12 protein-coding genes and 2 tRNA genes are annotated in these 16,244 nt (G+C 51.3%); 10 read left to right on the forward strand and 4 right to left on the reverse strand.

Annotated elements, in window-relative coordinates:
* The first annotated feature begins 49 nt into the window (after positions 1-49).
* Positions 50-607, forward strand: a complete 558-nt coding sequence (locus MKJ04_RS11740) for a DUF4142 domain-containing protein (RefSeq protein WP_241641832.1) — start codon at positions 50-52, stop codon at positions 605-607.
* A 395-nt stretch (positions 608-1,002) separates the two neighbouring features.
* Here the strand turns inward: MKJ04_RS11740 and MKJ04_RS11745 are convergent, their stop codons facing one another.
* From MKJ04_RS11745 to MKJ04_RS11755, 3 genes are all read right to left on the reverse strand, one after another.
* A complete protein-coding gene (locus MKJ04_RS11745; RefSeq protein ID WP_241641833.1) occupies positions 1,003-1,662 on the reverse strand; it encodes a hypothetical protein in 660 nt (219 codons plus the stop codon).
* A 416-nt stretch (positions 1,663-2,078) separates the two neighbouring features.
* Entirely contained in the window at positions 2,079-3,095 is a 1,017-nt protein-coding gene (locus MKJ04_RS11750; protein WP_241641834.1) for a dipeptidase, read from the reverse strand.
* A 70-nt stretch (positions 3,096-3,165) separates the two neighbouring features.
* Positions 3,166-5,652: an outer membrane beta-barrel family protein gene (locus MKJ04_RS11755; protein WP_241641835.1), complete on the reverse strand. Its 2,487-nt coding sequence runs from the start codon at positions 5,650-5,652 to the stop codon at positions 3,166-3,168.
* A 414-nt stretch (positions 5,653-6,066) separates the two neighbouring features.
* Between MKJ04_RS11755 and MKJ04_RS11760 the strand changes: the two genes are divergently transcribed.
* Positions 6,067-7,149 carry a glycoside hydrolase family 113 gene (locus MKJ04_RS11760; protein ID WP_241641836.1) on the forward strand — a complete coding sequence of 361 codons (1,083 nt, stop codon included), beginning with the start codon at positions 6,067-6,069 and terminating at the stop codon, positions 7,147-7,149.
* A 209-nt stretch (positions 7,150-7,358) separates the two neighbouring features.
* Here MKJ04_RS11760 and MKJ04_RS11765 read toward each other — a convergent pair whose 3' ends face one another.
* Entirely contained in the window at positions 7,359-7,898 is a 540-nt protein-coding gene (locus tag MKJ04_RS11765; protein ID WP_241641837.1) for an RNA methyltransferase, read from the reverse strand.
* A gap of 429 nt (positions 7,899-8,327) precedes the next feature.
* Here MKJ04_RS11765 and mutS point away from each other — a divergent pair, with 429 nt between their 5' ends.
* The 8 genes from mutS (at position 8,328) to MKJ04_RS11805 (ending at position 15,834) form a co-directional block, all read left to right on the forward strand.
* Positions 8,328-10,955, forward strand: a complete 2,628-nt coding sequence (gene mutS / locus MKJ04_RS11770; RefSeq protein ID WP_241641838.1) for a DNA mismatch repair protein MutS — start codon at positions 8,328-8,330, stop codon at positions 10,953-10,955.
* A gap of 373 nt (positions 10,956-11,328) precedes the next feature.
* Positions 11,329-11,401 (forward strand) — tRNA-Gly (locus tag MKJ04_RS11775).
* Positions 11,402-11,484: 83 nt separating this feature from the next.
* Positions 11,485-11,568, forward strand: a tRNA-Leu gene (locus tag MKJ04_RS11780).
* Between the two features lie 203 nt (positions 11,569-11,771).
* Positions 11,772-12,866, forward strand: a complete 1,095-nt coding sequence (locus MKJ04_RS11785) for a site-specific integrase (protein ID WP_241641839.1) — start codon at positions 11,772-11,774, stop codon at positions 12,864-12,866.
* Between the two features lie 2 nt (positions 12,867-12,868).
* Entirely contained in the window at positions 12,869-13,879 is a 1,011-nt protein-coding gene (locus MKJ04_RS11790) for a hypothetical protein (RefSeq protein ID WP_241641840.1), read from the forward strand.
* Between the two features lie 60 nt (positions 13,880-13,939).
* Positions 13,940-14,335, forward strand: a complete 396-nt coding sequence (locus MKJ04_RS11795; RefSeq protein WP_241641841.1) for a helix-turn-helix domain-containing protein — start codon at positions 13,940-13,942, stop codon at positions 14,333-14,335.
* The gene (locus MKJ04_RS11800) at positions 14,335-14,868 is read left to right on the forward strand and encodes a hypothetical protein (protein ID WP_241641842.1); all 534 of its coding nucleotides are present in this window, start codon (positions 14,335-14,337) and stop codon (positions 14,866-14,868) included. Before MKJ04_RS11795 ends, MKJ04_RS11800 begins: the two co-directional genes overlap by 1 nt.
* A gap of 54 nt (positions 14,869-14,922) precedes the next feature.
* Positions 14,923-15,834: a phage/plasmid replication protein gene (locus MKJ04_RS11805; protein WP_241641843.1), complete on the forward strand. Its 912-nt coding sequence runs from the start codon at positions 14,923-14,925 to the stop codon at positions 15,832-15,834.
* Positions 15,835-16,244: the final 410 nt, after the last annotated feature.

Genomic DNA, 16,244 nt, shown 5'->3' on the forward strand with positions numbered 1-16,244 from the left:
CATACCCCGTGTGTAGTATAGAGTAGAAATACTACCCAAGCCCTTCACTATGTTTTTTGATAAGCTCCTGTCACTTGCGTTTGGTGTGCTGTTTCTGTTGATGCTGGCCTGCAGTGGGTCACCTTCCGAGAATGAGGCCGACACCATTTCCGTTACCCGCTCCCTGCAACGCGACCCCGCTTTCTGGGACTATGCCGCCAGCAGTAACATGCTGCAGGCGGAGATCGGCCGTTTGGCCACGGAAAAAGCCGCTTCTCCAAAAATTAAGGCATTGGGGCAACAGGCGGCGGATTTCCACAGCCAGGCCCTGGTGAGCCTGAGGAAGCTTGTGGCCGGTGAGAGCAACCTACAGTTGCCCGATAGCCTGGGCGGGGCCGACAAAGGCCTTGTGCAGGAGTTCATGCTATTGGAAGGGAACGAGTTTGACGTGCGCTACCGCAACTTTATCATCAGCTCGCACCGCACCCAACTGGACCGCTACGAGGAGGCGATTGGCCGCGCAGACGATCAGGAAACACGCGACTGGCTGATGCACATGCGCGCACACATGCGCAAAGCGCTGGACACGCTGGCGCAACCCGATTCTGTGGCGATGCCTGTGCAATAGCAGGTTGTTGGGTGGCTGGAAAGCTTTGAGCGCTGGTATTTGTGACGCTGGCGGCAGGTAGTATAAACAGGTAGTATAAATCAGCAGGATTTAATATAATCATGCCAATTGATTAGCACGAACAATAAGCAAGTGAATTTCCTCTCCTGCGGTAGGAACCCAATTAGGAGGAGTATGGGTAGATTATTTTTTGCTTTTTCTGAATGAGCAAGCCTAAAGCGCAAAATAGATTCGATAGTGGGATTTCTCCAACACAACACAATCAGGCGAGCAAAACTGTGCTGAGCAATGCAGATAGGGTATGCAAATAGCCTGAGCCACGGCCTTGTCAGGGTGAACTTCAGTATACTGTTGCGTATTTGAAAGATTAAATCGGAATTAGAGGGGAGAACAGGTTACTTCCAAAGGTCGGCAGCCTTGCAGGCCATCCGGAAAAACAACTCTTTATCCAGACCGGCCACCTGGCGGGCCTCCGTGTCGGCATAGCCGTTTTCCACAGCGTTCAGGTAATCGTAGTAGAGTTGCGCGAGCTCCAGCGAATCATCTTCAAAACAGTCAACAAGCTCTTCGTGTACAATCTTCTCCGGCTCAAAAACTTTGGAGGGGTATAGCTTGTCGAGTTGGTAGATCAGGTATTTCTGCTGCGTTTTATTTGACTTGCCCCCAAAGAGCTGCTCAATCGGCAGGTCCTCGTCTTCTTCGTCATACTCCTCAAAATCATCTTCCACAGCCATCGGCTCATAAACGATAATGTCGTGCCCTGTCAGTTCGAGGTACTCGTCAAACTGTTCTTTTATCGGGATGAGCGTGGGCACATCGTATGGCTGGTTGAGGATATCGGCAATATGGAGGGCAATCTCAGTGCCTTTTTCGCCGGCAGCAATCAGGATCTGGTTAAACTGGCTGAAGTCGCAGCCCAGGTACACGAACTTATACTCATCGTTGAGCACGGTAAAACACCAGAGCGTGATAAACTCGGTGTCGTCTATCACCACCGTGTCGATGTATAGCTCATTAATCTGTAAATAGTCCGGCGAATATTCCTGAGCATCCATGGCCGTCGAGTTTAAGAGTATAAGATTTGCTGCTTTCGGAGTACGATACAGGTGCTGTTAAAGCGTATACGGAGTTTCGTCTCGTATGGCAAACATTCTATATATTATTTTATACCATAAGCATGGTCTGGGTTACAACACAGCTGATTTTTCTGATGCTGAAGCGCTAACATAGTATAGCTTAGCATGAAATCCTGTCCAAAAGACATCCCTTTAAGTGGCTGATAATTAGGTATAAATCAGGTTTATGTTCAGGTATATAACGCTGGAGTACTTGAAAAACTTATCAACAGGTATAAATTTTCGCTGGAAGCGTATTTTCTGCATAAATTTAAGATAAAAAAGCATTGGCCGTGCACGAAGGGATAAAAACGGGTTAGTTTCCAGGGTGCTTTTCCATTGTTCGGTGTTTAAACTTAATCAGCCCACAGGCGCTCTATAAACTGGTGCGCGTTCCGGAAGGCCAGCTTCTCCAGCTGCCCCTGTGGCAGCTCGTGTTGCAGGCGCTCTAAAAGGTAGCGGTAGCTGGTGCCCGCCTGGTCATGTGCGGGATGGTAGAACGGGAAACGCGCCGGGTCAGGGTGGTCGGCAAAGTAGAAGTAGTCGGCCCCGAAGCAAAGGGCATCCTGCGCGCCCTGGCCCAGGCCATACCGGATGTGGTGGAGCAAAGCCTCCGGGTCCTCGGTGTGCACGAAAGCCCGCACAAAGTTCATCCCGATCAGGCCCTTGCGGCGGATGGTCTCCTGCGTCAGCTCGTCGGGCAGGTTGCGCTTGTGCTCCCATACCGGCCGGAAGTTGGAGTGGCTGGCGATAACCGGTATGTCCAGCCGCTCTTTGTCGATATGGGTGAGGATGTCAAACGCCAGGGCATCGCTGGTATGAGAAAGGTCTACGGCAATGCGGCGGCCGTGCAGGTAGTCGAGCAGCATCTTGCCGTCGCGCGTGATGCCCAGCTCGCTCATGTTGCCCCCGCCGAAGCGGTTGGGGGTATGGTGCGTGAAGCTGATGTACAGCACGCGGCCACAGGCGGTGATAATCCGCTCCAGCTTCTTGAAGCCGTCTTCCAGCGGCTCGTCCTCCTCGCAGAAACCGGCGGCGTTCTCGATGGCGGCCACCATGCCGGTGCCGTCCTCGCATTGCAGGGCACGCTTCAGGCCTGCGAGGTCTGTCACGGCGGTTAGGCGGTTATCTTCGGCCTCGGCCAACTGTTTGAACATGTCTCGCTGCAAAGCCGCGTAGGCGGTGCTACCCGGTTCTGTGGCAGAATAAATGGCCATTACCTGCAGCTTCACGTTGCCTGCTGCCAGTGCGGGCAGGGCGCATCCGATCTCCGCCACATTATCCGGGGCGGAGCCCGGCACATCCGTCAGGTATACCAGCAGGTCACAGTGCAAGTCGATTACAGGCAGGCGGTGTAGGGGAGTTTGGGGCATGGCGCGGTGTTTACCGGGGTATACGGGAGCCGTCCGTCATGAGGTATACCAGCGGGTGGTGCGGCGATCTCTACTCAAACCCATCGTCGCTGTCGGCCGGGCCCTGCTCGTTGCGCTGGCGGCGGCTGTTCTGGTTATTGTCGCTGTTGATGCGGTAGGTGAAGCCGAGGTATACCACCTGCGACTGGCGCTTATACTCCGCATCTGTCCGGAAGGTAGGGCCATAGTTCAGGAAGTTGAACTGGCGGGTGTTGAAGACATCGGACACGCGCAGCGACACGGTGCCTTTTTTGTTGAGCACGTCCTTTTTCATGGCAAAGTCAGTGCTGAACATCTGCTCCCGGCGGCCCTGAATGTCGGCGCTCGGGGCACGGTAAAAGGCCGAGAGCTGCAAATCCAGGTTTTTCCATACCGTCATGTTCGAGTTTACTTTGGTGTTCCAGCTCAGCAGGCTGCTGCTCAGTTCCGTGTCTCCCTGCACCGAGCTCAGCTGTGTCTGGAAGCCCGAGAAGTTGGCGTTGAAGCGCCACCACTTGGTCACCGGGTAGTTCAGCCCGAGCTCAAGGCCATAGGAGATGTTGCTGGAGAGATTGAGAAAGGTCATCTGCGTGCCGGGTACTTCCTCGCCGTCCACCACCACAACTGTTGCCGTCCGGAAACGGTCGATCTCGTCGGTGGTATGGCGGAAGAAGAGACTGGAGTTAAAGGAGATGTCGCCCCAGTAGCGCAGATAGCCCAGCTCCAGCGAGTTGATGAACTCCGGGCGGAGCTGCGGGTTGCCGAAGCGCGTGTTATACTGGTCGGTCTGGTCTACGAAGGGGTTGAGGAAGCGGCTGCGCGGCCTGTTGATCCGGCGGCTGTAGCTGAACTGCACTTTGTTGTCCTTGTTAAAATCATTAGTGATGAAAAAGGTCGGGAAGAGGCTGAAGTAGTCGTTCCGGAAAACCTCGTCGGTGGTGCGCTGGTCAGCCTTTGTCAGCGTCTGCTCTGCCCGCACCCCGGCCTGCACACTCACCGAGCCGAACTTGTTGCTGTAGTTCCCATACACCGAGTATACCTGCTCGTCATACACAAAATGGTTGCTCTGCACGGCATTGTATACCAGTTGGTCTGTCGTGTTGTCCAGGTCAAAAAAGCGGGAGTCCTCATCCAGCTGCTCGTACGAGGTGCGGAATCCGGCCTCAAGGCGGCTGTCTTCAGAATAAGGGTATACATAGTCGGCCTTGGTCACGAAGCGGGTGTTGGCATCATCCACAAAAGTCCGTTGCACCTGAGGCAGTTGCTCCGGCGATGCGTTTACCTGCGTCTGCCGGAAGATACTCTCCTCCTCGTCCACATTGGTGGTGTACACCGCGTCCGCAGTCAGTTCCTGCCCCTTCTGGGCGAAGGTCTGGCGGTAGCCCAGTGTCAGGTCCATCGCCTGCTCATCTTCCGTTTCGGCGGAGGTGCGGCGGCTGGTGTTCTGCAGCTGGCGGTTCTCATCCAGAAAGTGGTATAGAATGTCATTCTCGTCTTCGTCTTTGGCGGGGCGGTACAGGGCCGAGGCCGAGAGGGTATGGCGGGGCGTGAGGTAGTAGTCGGCACCGAGCCGGAAGCTGTGCGACACATCCAGGCTGCTGCGCGCACCGTCCTGCACCCGGTAGCTGGTGCTGTCGATGCGGTTGGTCAGGCTGTCGAGGTAGTAGTTCTCCGTAAAGCTGTCGCTGCTGCCGGGCCTGCTGCGCTGCCTGTAATCATACCCCCCGTTGAGCGACCACTTGCTGTAGCGGTAGTTCAGGTTGAGGGAGGTGTTGTAGTTGTCGTAGGTGCCGGCGGTTACGGACGCCGAGCCGTTGAAGCCGGGCTTCCGCTCTTTCTTCAGCACCAGGTTGATGATGCCGGAGGTGCCCTCGGGGTTGTACTTGGAAGAGGGGTTAGTCACCAGCTCGATGCTCTCGATGAGGTTGGCCGGAATCTGGTCCAGGGGGATGCTGGAGAGCGACGAGCGCTTGCCGTCTACCAGCACCGTCACGTTGGCGCTGCCGCGCATGCTCACGTTCCCGTCTATGTCTACTGTTACTGAGGGCAGGTTCTGCATCACCTCGGCCACGGAGCCGCTCTGCGCGTTTATGTCCTGGCTCACGTTTACCACCCGCTTGTCGAGGGCATACTCCACCAGCGCGCGCTCTGCCGTTACCTCCACTTCGCTCAGCTGTGTGGCTCTGGCCTTAAGCGCAATATTGCCTAGCGCCACCCGCGGTTGGGCAGGCGTGATGCGGATATCCGGCACAAAGCGGTTGGGATAGCCCACCATCGAGGCCCGCAGCACGTAACGGCCCGCTGGCACGCGCTCCAGCAGAAACGTGCCGTCTATACCCGTGGTAGCCCCAGTGGTCAGGCTGGAGTCGGGGAGGGAGAGGAGCACGACGTTGGCAAACCCGACGGGCTTGCCGGCACCCGCCTCCACCAACGTGCCGCTGATGCGGCCCTGCGCAACGCTTGCGGAGCTTTGCGCCAGTGCGGTGTGGAGTGGCAAAAGAAAAAGGAAGAAGAGGAAACGGTATGTATAGGTTTTCATAGTTTTTGCAGTCGTTCGGTTTGTTTCAGAAAGTGCAACAGGGATTCTGCCGGGTGGCCTGTGGCTGGTGTAGCCTGCTTCGGTCACTACAGCAAGGCGGGCTTGTATAGCGAAAACAGAAAAGCATTCTTGTAAGGTAAGACAGCGGGACGGGGCGAAGGTTTAATAGGGTGCGCTACTTTTTATACGTTATACCCTCCGGCGGCAGCCCCAGGTTGTGGCGCACGGCAAAAGGCAATGCTTCCTGCGGTAAAACACCGGCGATTTAGTACCTTATGCTGCGAAGCCCATGGCCCGCGAGGAAAGCTGCTCCGAAAAGAAGCACATCCGCGAAGAGGCAGGGTTTATCCGGAATGATCAGGCGGGCAGGTGCTTGCGTATAACATTGTTCTCCCACACCAAACCGACGTTACCATGAGACAGCTGCTCCTGCTTTTTACCGCCATCACGTTGCTGGTCGTGCTTTTCTGGAGGATGCGCCTGAACGCCGACCCCACGCCCGCCTCCACAAGCACAGCTTCCGCCGTTTCAGTGCCAGCGGCGGAGAAGTTCCGGGGTGTGAACTGGGTGGGCGGCGACTCCGTGACGCTGGAGCAACTGCAGGCGCTGAAGCAGTATAACGTGAACTGGATTGCGCAAACGCCCTTCGGCTGGCAGCGCGACTATGACTCGCCGGAGGTGATGCTGAGCAAGGGGAACCGCTCTTACTGGGGCGAGCGCGACAGCGGCCTCATCCATACCAACACACTGGCAAAACAGGCGGGCCTCAAAACGATGCTCAAGCCCCACATCTGGCTGATGAACCGGGACGGCGGAAAGTGGCTGGGCGATATACGCATGCAGAGCGAGGAGGAGTGGCAGCAGTGGTTTGCCAATTACCAGACGTTTATCCTGCACTATGCCCGGCTGGCTGAAGCGCAGCAACTCGAGGCGCTGTGCATCGGCACGGAGTTATACCTGCCCGCCGTGGAGCGCGAGCAGGATTGGCGCAAACTCATCCAGGAGATCAGGAAGGTATACACAGGCCAGCTGACGTATGCTGCCAACTGGAACAAGGAGTTTGAGGAAATCAGGTTCTGGGATGCGCTCGACTTCATCGGCATACAAGCCTACTTCCCCCTGACGCAGCGGCAAAACCCGAGCGTGGAAGTCCTCCGGCGAGGCTGGAAAGAGCACATGAAAAGCATCGAAGGCATACAGAAGCGGTATAACAAGCCCATAGTGTTCACCGAAATCGGGTATAAAAACACGCCCGATGCCGCCATCGAGCCCTGGCTCTGGCCTGATAGAAAAGCAGAGGACGTTCCCCTGTCAGAGCAAACGCAGGCCAACGCCTACGAGGCGCTTTACCAGCAGTTCTGGCAGCAGCCTTGGTTTGGCGGCACCTTTATCTGGAAGTGGTACCCCCGCCTGCGCCCCAACCGCCGCGACCACCTCGACTTCACGCCACAAGACAAGCCCGCCAGCCAGATCATGGCGCAGTGGTATGGCTCCTAATATTGGCCCTACCCTTTGAAGGGGGTAGGGGGATGATTACACCTACATATAAATTAACCTGTATGTAATCTATCATACAGTTATGGTAAGTTTCTAAAGTGGTTTGGGTTTTTCTTCCGGCCTTTCATCCCCCTGCCCCCTTCTTCGTCGAGGGCCCCTACCCCCAAGGAGGACTTTTCTCTAACCTGTCTCTCTATACTTTTGCGCAGCTATACCTTCTGCGCCATAGTCTTGCTCAGGAAATCCCATACCACCACGCCGGTTGCCACCGAGATGTTGAGGGAGTGCTTGGTGCCAAACTGCGGGATTTCCAGGATAAGGTCTGATAGCGAAACGACTTCCTGTTCCACACCCATCACCTCGTTGCCCAGCACGAAAGCGTATTTCTGCCCTGCTTCCGGCATAAAGTCATGCAGCATGGTGCTGCGCTCTGCCTGCTCCACCGCCCCGATCTTATACCCGTCTGTCTGCAATGCCTTTACCAGTTCCAGTGTGTCAGGCATATATACCCACTCCACCGACTCCGTGGCGCCGAGGGCCGTTTTCTCGATGTCGCGGTGCGGGGGCTGGCCCGTGATGCCGCAGAGGTATACCTTCTCCACCATAAAGGCATCGGCCGTCCGGAACACCGAGCCCACGTTGTTGAGGCTGCGCACATTGTCGAGCACCAAGACTAACGGTATTTTTTTCTTATTTTTGAAGTCTTCAACCGAGTCCCGGTTGAGTTCGTCCATCGAGAGTTTACGCATATTTTTTAGACGCTAGACTTTAGACATAAGATACAAGACCTTTTGTTTCCAGCGCTGCGGCAAAGTTCCGGTGGTTTTGGGCAAAAGGCAAACTGATTATTGCTTGTTACATTGTTGGATGGTTAAATGGGGGCGGCTAATTCGGATTTTACATAGCTGTTTCGGATTTCTTAATCCGAAACTAACCCTGAAGCGGATTTCCTAATCCGCGTTTATAGTAACACGGGGACTAGGAAGTCCCCGACAGATGGCTTTCGGACTTGGAAGTCCGAAAGAACAAGCATGAGAGCAAAGCTGCAAGCCTCAGAAAGTATAACGCGTGATGCCTCGGCATCCGGCAAAGTATAAAGTATAAAATCGGCTGTATGGATAAAAGATTTGTACATAATCAACCAGCTATCCATACAGCCATGTAACCATAAAAAAGGTATGAAAGGAGAAGGCAAAGGCACAGTAACCCCGCTGATGAAGCAGTATAACGCCATCAAGGCGAAGCACCCGGGGGCACTGCTGCTGTTCAGGGTAGGGGATTTTTACGAGACCTTCGGCGAAGACGCCATCAGGGCCAGCAAGATACTGGACATTGTGCTGACCAAGCGCGGCAACGGCTCGGCCTCCGAAACGGCGCTGGCCGGTTTTCCGCACCACTCCCTCGATACCTATTTACCCAAGCTGGTGCGCGCCGGGGAGCGCGTGGCCATCTGCGACCAATTAGAGGACCCGAAAACGGTGAAGGGCATCGTGAAGCGCGGCGTAACCGAGCTGGTAACGCCCGGCGTGTCGTTTAACGACCAGGTGCTGGAGCGGCGCAGCAACAATTATCTCGCCGCCGTGCACTTCGGCAAAACCGAAACTGGCATTTCTTTTCTGGATGTCTCCACCGGGGAGTTTATCACGGCGCAGGGCGACCGGAACTATATAGGCAAGCTGTTGCAGAGCCTGGCCCCGTCGGAGGTGCTGTTTTGTAAGCGCGAGAAAGAGACGTTTGTAGACCGCTACGGCCCCGACTTCCGATACTATGCGCTGGAGGAGTGGGTGTTCAACTACGACTTTGCCTACGAGTCGCTGACGCGGCAGTTTGGCACGGCCTCCCTCAAAGGCTTTGGCATCGAGGGGATGACGGAGGGCATCATTTCGGCGGGCGCGATCCTGCATTACCTGTCCGAGACGCAGCACCACGAGATCAGCCACATCGCCACCATCTCCCGCCTGGAAGAGGACAAGTATGTATGGCTCGACCGCTTCACGGTGCGCAACCTCGAACTGCTGTTTCCGCAGCACCCCGAGGGCGTGCCGCTGATCCAGGTGCTCGACCAGACCGTGACGCCGATGGGTGCCCGCCTGCTGAAGAAGTGGGTTGTGCTGCCGCTGAAGGACCTGACCCAGATCCGCCGCCGCCTCGACACGGTAGAAGCCCTGACCAGGCACACCGAGCTGCTTGCCGAGCTGACGCAGCACCTGAAGCAGATTAACGACCTGGAGCGTCTGATCTCGAAAGTGGCGGTGCGTCGCGTAAACCCGCGCGAGCTGGTGCAGCTCTCCAAGGCCCTGGATGCCATCGTGCCCATTCAAAACTCACTGGCCCTGAGCAACATTCCGGCCCTTCAGCGCCTGGCGGCCCAGCTGACGCCCTGCGACGGGCTGCGCGAGGAGATTAAAAACGTGCTGAAGCCTGAGCCGCCCATGCTCACGAATCAGGGCAACATGATCAACGAGGGTATAAACGCGGAGCTGGATGAGTTGCGTGCCATCGCCTTCTCCGGCAAAGACTACCTGGCGCAGTTGCAGCAGCGCGAAGTGAAGAACACGGGCATCAGCTCGCTCAAAATCGCCTACAATAAGGTGTTTGGGTATTACCTGGAGGTGAGCAACGCGCACAAAGATAAAGTGCCCGCCACCTGGATACGCAAGCAGACACTGGTGAACGCCGAGCGCTACATCACGGAAGAGCTGAAGACCTACGAGGAGAAAATCCTGAACGCAGAGGAGCGCATCTTCACGATAGAGTTTGGCCTCTACAACGAGCTGGTGATACACGCCCTGGATTACGTGGCCCAGGTGCAGCAGAACGCCAAAGTGATCGGGGTGATCGACTGCCTGAGCTCTTTTGCCAACATCGCCTTCGCCAACAGCTATACCAAGCCGGAGGTAACGGACGAGCACGTGCTGGACATCCGGAAAGGCCGCCACCCGGTGATCGAGAAGCAGCTGCCTTTGGGCGAGCAATATGTGCCGAACGACATTTTCCTGGACAGCGACGAGCAGCAGATCATCATCATCACAGGGCCAAACATGGCCGGTAAAAGTGCCCTGCTGCGCCAGACGGCCCTGATCGTGCTGATGGCGCAGATCGGGAGCTTTGTGCCGGCAGAGGCGGCCACACTCGGCATCATCGATAAGATATTTACCCGCGTAGGGGCCTCTGATAACCTGTCGAAAGGCGAGTCGACGTTTATGGTGGAGATGACCGAGACGGCCAGCATCCTGAACAACCTCTCGGACCGCAGCCTTGTGCTGATGGATGAGATCGGGCGGGGTACGAGCACCTACGACGGTATATCCATTGCCTGGGCGATTGTGGAGCACCTGCACAACCACCCCAAGTGTCGCGCCAAAACGCTTTTTGCCACTCACTACCACGAGCTGAACCAGTTGGCCGAGGATCTGCCGCGCGTGAAGAACTTTAATGTGTCGGTGAAGGAGGCGGGCGGCAAAATCCTGTTTATGCGCAAGCTGGTGGAAGGCGGGAGCGAGCACAGCTTCGGGATACATGTGGCCCAGATGGCGGGTATGCCGAACAACGTGGTGCTGCGCGCCGATGAGATTATGCACCACCTCGAAAAGGAGAAAGTGTCGGAGCATGCCCCGCAGCAACGCATGAAAACCGCCCCGAAGAACAACTACCAGCTCAGCATGTTCGAGCTCAACGACCCGCAACTGGCGCGTGTGAAGGAACTCATGGAAGCCATCGACATCAACACCATCACCCCCGTGGAGGCCCTGCTCAAGCTAAACGAGCTGAAGCTGCACCTTCAGGAAAAAACGGCGTCTCGCTAAAGCCGTTCTCAGGTTTATACCTGCTGTTTGCCTCCCCAAAGCCTTTCCTATTCGTCGTTTCAGGGAGACCAGCAGGAGTGAAGGCACGTGCATTGCCGTTTTGCGCGAGTCCTCCTGATACAAAAGGCAGCGCAGTAGCGATATGGCCGGAAAAGTAGTTGCGTGCTCATGAGGCGTAGCTCACATTTCCGCGAACTAAAGCCGTACTTACAGTCTGACGAAGCATCAGATAGGTTTCCTGGGGAATTTTCTCCCTGAAAATCAGTGGCAAAGGCATATTTGGGAGATTTTTTTTAGGCTGGCTATTGACAAGTAAGATATTGTCTATATCTTTGCATCACTAAATCACTACGGCGGTTTGGTAAAACAAAAAGCGGGAGTAGCTCAGTTGGTAGAGCGCGACCTTGCCAAGGTCGAGGCCGCGGGTTCGAATCCCGTCTCCCGCTCGCTTAAAGAAAAAGACAAAGACGTTGTGCTAAACAACGTCTTTGTCTTTTAAGCCCATCTCTTCAGGAATAGCCTGAAGGTTGCCGGGATGGTGGAACTGGTAGACACGCAAGACTTAAAATCTTGTGAGCGCAAGCTCGTGCGGGTTCGATTCCCGCTCCTGGTACTCAACTTGCTATATTTGCTAAAGCAGATATACTGAAAAAGCCGCTTAAACACTGTTTTAAGCGGCTTTTTGCTTTTATAGCCCTTTCCTGATATACCCCGCTTTTTCCCTTGTTTTGATGTTTTTTGTAACTGGTTTGTAACTCGCTTGTAACTCCATTTGATATAATTTATTATATTGGATAACAAAGGAATACAAGAGCTATGCAAGGGAAAAAACAAACTGCAAAAGAGCCTGTGAAGCTTAGGCAGAAAGAGCTTAAAAATGGCAATCTGAGCCTGTACCTGGATTTCTACTATGAGGGGGTAAGGGAATTTGAGTTCCTGAAACTGTACCTGATAGCCAAACCCAAGGATAAGCAGGAAAAGCAATCTAACAGCACCGTTTTAGAGCTTGCACAGCGCATCAAAGCCAAAAGAACAGAGGAACTGCTAACAGGAGCTTTAAACCTTGCCTCAAAGAATCAGGGCACAGTAGATTTTGTAAAGTACTATGAGGGCTTTGTAAGCCACTATACTAAAGCAGATCATAGGGTACTAAGTGCCTGCCTGAACAAGTTTAAAGCCTTTCTGAAAGATAAGCATGGTACAGAACGCCTGCCTTGCAAAGACCTTACCCCAAACCTAGTATTAGCCTTTAAGGATTACCTGGAAACCAAACAGACAGGAGAGGGGCCACAAACCTATTTTACCCGCTTTAAGAAAGTGGTGAAGCATGGCATAAGGGAAAATCTGTTCCCTAAGTACCCGCTGCCTGAGAAAGTAAAGTTTAAGAGCGGGGGTATGAATAAGGGGGTACTGAACTTAGATGAGATAGGCAGGTTAGCCGCCGCACAATGTGGCAATGAGGTAATAAAACGCGCCTTTCTGTTCGCCTGCAACACTGGTTTAAGGTTTGGGGATATTAAGGCCCTGAAATGGCAGGGTATAAGCGATTGTGAGCTATTTGTAGTGCAGAACAAGACTAAGGAGGTGCTGAGGCTTAAACTTAACCAGAACGCCCTTAAATTAATTGGAGAACGGGGTAAACCGGATACCCTTGTATTTACCTTGCCAACCTTTGAGGGCTCAGTTAAGACGATCAAAAATTGGGTAGCAAGGGCCGGTATAGACAAACGCATTACCTGGCACAGTGCCCGCCACTCCTTTGCCACCAACATACTTGTATTGGGCTATGATATTAAGACCCTTTCCCAGCTCTTAGGGCACACTTCTATACAGCACACCCAAAAGTACCTTAGCATTGCAGATGAGCGCAAAGCACAGGCTGTAAACGCATTACCAGATCTTAATTTCTAGCTATGGATAAAGAGGATTTGTCTTATCGATATTCCGATGGAGATGGGGAATGGCATACAGGTGTCTACACTTATTCCTATGTTGATTGGTTAGAAGGGAAAATACCACCTGAGGATGTAAGCCCTTTAATTGAAAATAGAGAATTAAGTAGTATAGATGGAGGGAAAATATATGCCTCACAATGTTTAGCATACCTTCTAATGCTGAGAGGTGAGCTGGAGTATAGAGTACTGGGTGAATTTTTAGAAAGCTACACGCACTCCTTTCTAAAAAAAGAATTAGTAGAAGAGGAATTAGTGAAGCTAAGAAAAGACATTTTGTTATTTAAAGAGAGGCTTCCAGAAAAATATTATGATGCGTTATTAGGTACAGATGGCAGAACGCTACTAACTTCTAATCAAATTCACAATATACTTAATCGGGAAGGTGAGGTACACCTGACAGATGGTGATACCACATTTGAAATTATAGTTAAGTTCAAGCATCTTGATTGGCTTACTTGGTTAAGTAGTATTAGCCAAGAAAGAACTCAAGAGTACTCCTATGTTGATTTAGATATATTAGCTATAGATTATTGTGACAGTTTGTTTGAAAATGATATGGAAAAATTTCAAAATGGAATCGACTTTTTTGGTAAGAGGACAGGAAGTAACACAGTGGTGCCTGCACAGAGAACAACTAGTCATGCTCCCCCTCGCACATTCCAAAGCCTGTTTAAACATCCTAAGCAAGCAGAAAAGATTCTTAAGCTTGTAGAAGAAAATCTATCTAGTACAGGTCAATGGATAACTGAACCTAGAGGCCGCTATTTAGTCGCTTTGTATTGTGAATTACAGGCTAAAGGTTATTTAATTAAAAGCCTCAGTGCCCCTATAATAGCTGTATCATTTAAAAATCAATTTGATGTGCAGCTAAGTTCTAAGGTATATCAACCGCAAGAAAGGAATAAGGCTAATGACTACAGAGATTATTTTAAGCATATACCACCTTGCCAGCCTAGTACCACAGCATAGGATATTCTTTTAGTTCCTATTTAGTTCCTATTTAGTTCCACTGGAACTAAAGGAACTACTTTGTTTCCTGCCTTTGCAATCTTTGCTCTTGTTATAACAGACAAAGGAAAGGCCTTTCCATTTCAACACTTTTCAACATCAAAAAAAGTAGAAATGGAATTACAACATTTAGAGCAAGAGCTTCAGAGTATAAAAACATTACTCCTTAGCCAAAAGACAGTATTTAACTTTGATGAGGCAGCAGCCTATACAGGACTATCTAAGAGCTATCTGTATAAAATGACTTGTGCCGCACAAGTGCCCCATTATAAACCCCAGGGTAAGCACATCTACTTTAACAAGACAGAAGTAGACCAATGGCTGCAAAGAAACCCTGTAAAGCCTGTAAACCATGCTGAGCTAGAAGAGCAGGCAGCAACCTATGTAGCACTTAAAAACATGGGGAGGGGCAAATAATGATAGCGGCATACTACAGATTTGAGAACCTGCCTGATGAGATTAAAGCAAAGCATAACATTAGAAGTAAGGTAAGGCTGGATTGCACCGCCTACACTAACGCTACAGGCTATACAGGGCTAAAAGCTTTTCTTAGCCCCAAAGGGCAAATGTACCTGTTCAAAATTCCTGCAAGGGAGTTTGTTAAAGCCAACAGGAAACACTTAGCAGCTTGGGCACTGTCCAACGGTAAGTATAACCTATCCAGCATTTACTTTGAGGATGTAGATTATCCTGAGTATGGCTATGGTTACCCCAATGCTAAGCGGCTCCTAAGCAATGGCCTGGAAAACCCGTTATTTCCTTTCAGGAGTGATTGCTATCTGTTTATTACTAATCAGGATCTTACTTTAGTGGAGGTATTGGTAATTATTGATGGCAGGAACTCAGTATCCGGCTACTACCAACGCCTACTGGATGGTGAACTAGATAGCGAGCTTGAACAGCTAAGAGCGCAGGCTAAGCCGCTCTTTATTTATGGCATTGCCTTATAGTAAGGTGTTTCATTTGATGGATTATATCAAAAGATGTACTGTACTACAAAGGAAGTGCTGACACGGGAACAGGTAGGCGGTTCTACATGGAACTGCCTACCTTACCTAACTAACCTATCAGAAACCTACCATAAGGACACAGGGCAAACTTATATTACAGGGCATAGGGATAATCTAAGGGTAAGTGTATCAGAGCGGCAAATAAGCATTATAGGTAGCTTGGCAAAGTTCTTTTTGGGTACTAACCTGCACACCCTTACCCTCCCAGATAGTAGCAGGGCGTTTGAGAAAATGGCAGATATCCTGCACCTGCCTATACATAAAGCTGAAATTAGGGTAATAGATATAGGGCATAATATTTTTACAGATTATAAGCCTGAGCGATATTATATTAACTTAGGAGAAAGTGCAGGCTATAATCGCCTAGTACAGCCTAAAAGCATTACTTACCATACTGGCAAAAGAAAAGTAAAGGCCTACAACAAAATAGCCGAGTGCAAAAAGAGCAGAACCCTGATACCCGATGTTTATGCAGGTAAAAACGTGCTGAGGTTTGAGGTATGCCATACAGAGCGCCTGCCTGAGCAGTTTAACAGGGCAGTCATAACACCAGACACACTAACAGATGAGCGGTTTTATATGAGTATGTATGACCGCTGGTATAAAGAGTATGAAGCAATAGAAAAAATAGGGTTATTCAACATGGATATAAGCAAGATCAATACCCCCAAAGACTATTTAGATCAACTCCTGATATTGGCAGTGCAGGAAAAAGGATTAGATAATGTACTGCACCATATTGAGGTAATGAAGGAGCAAAAGGTATTCAAACACCCTGCCTATTACTCCAACCTTAAAAGAGATTTAAAGAAGTTGCTGAGCAGCAATAGCCCTTTTGCACAAGAGCCTGAGCTACTAAAAGAGCTTAACAGTAAAATGGAACGGGTTAGGCGGTACTACAGGTAATGCAGGTAGGCAGGTAACAGGCTCAAAGCGAGCCTGTTTTTTTATGCTTTTTATCAAAGGTTCAGCACTAAGCAGGCAAGATGCTGGAATATGTTAAGAATATAATAAGTTTTGATGCCTGCAACGCCTTAAAAGGAGCTGCCAAAGATTTTAATGCTATCACACGCGCACGTTATGGACTCTAATTAATTAGTTACTGGCAACTATAGAAAACTACATATTATCTTTCAATATACCACACGTGCAGGATGAAGCATAACAAATAAGAAGTTCACAAAACTTCACATTATCGCGCGTTAAGTAACAAGACCCTGAAAACAGTTGAGTTTTCTTTATAATGGACCCCAAGCTTAGGACAGCTTTTCTTTGAATTTGATTGGATTAAGCAGCCACTTTCTGGATGCCGTAAA

It is taken from the genome of Pontibacter sp. E15-1 (assembly GCF_022601975.1).
Classification (GTDB): domain Bacteria; phylum Bacteroidota; class Bacteroidia; order Cytophagales; family Hymenobacteraceae; genus Pontibacter.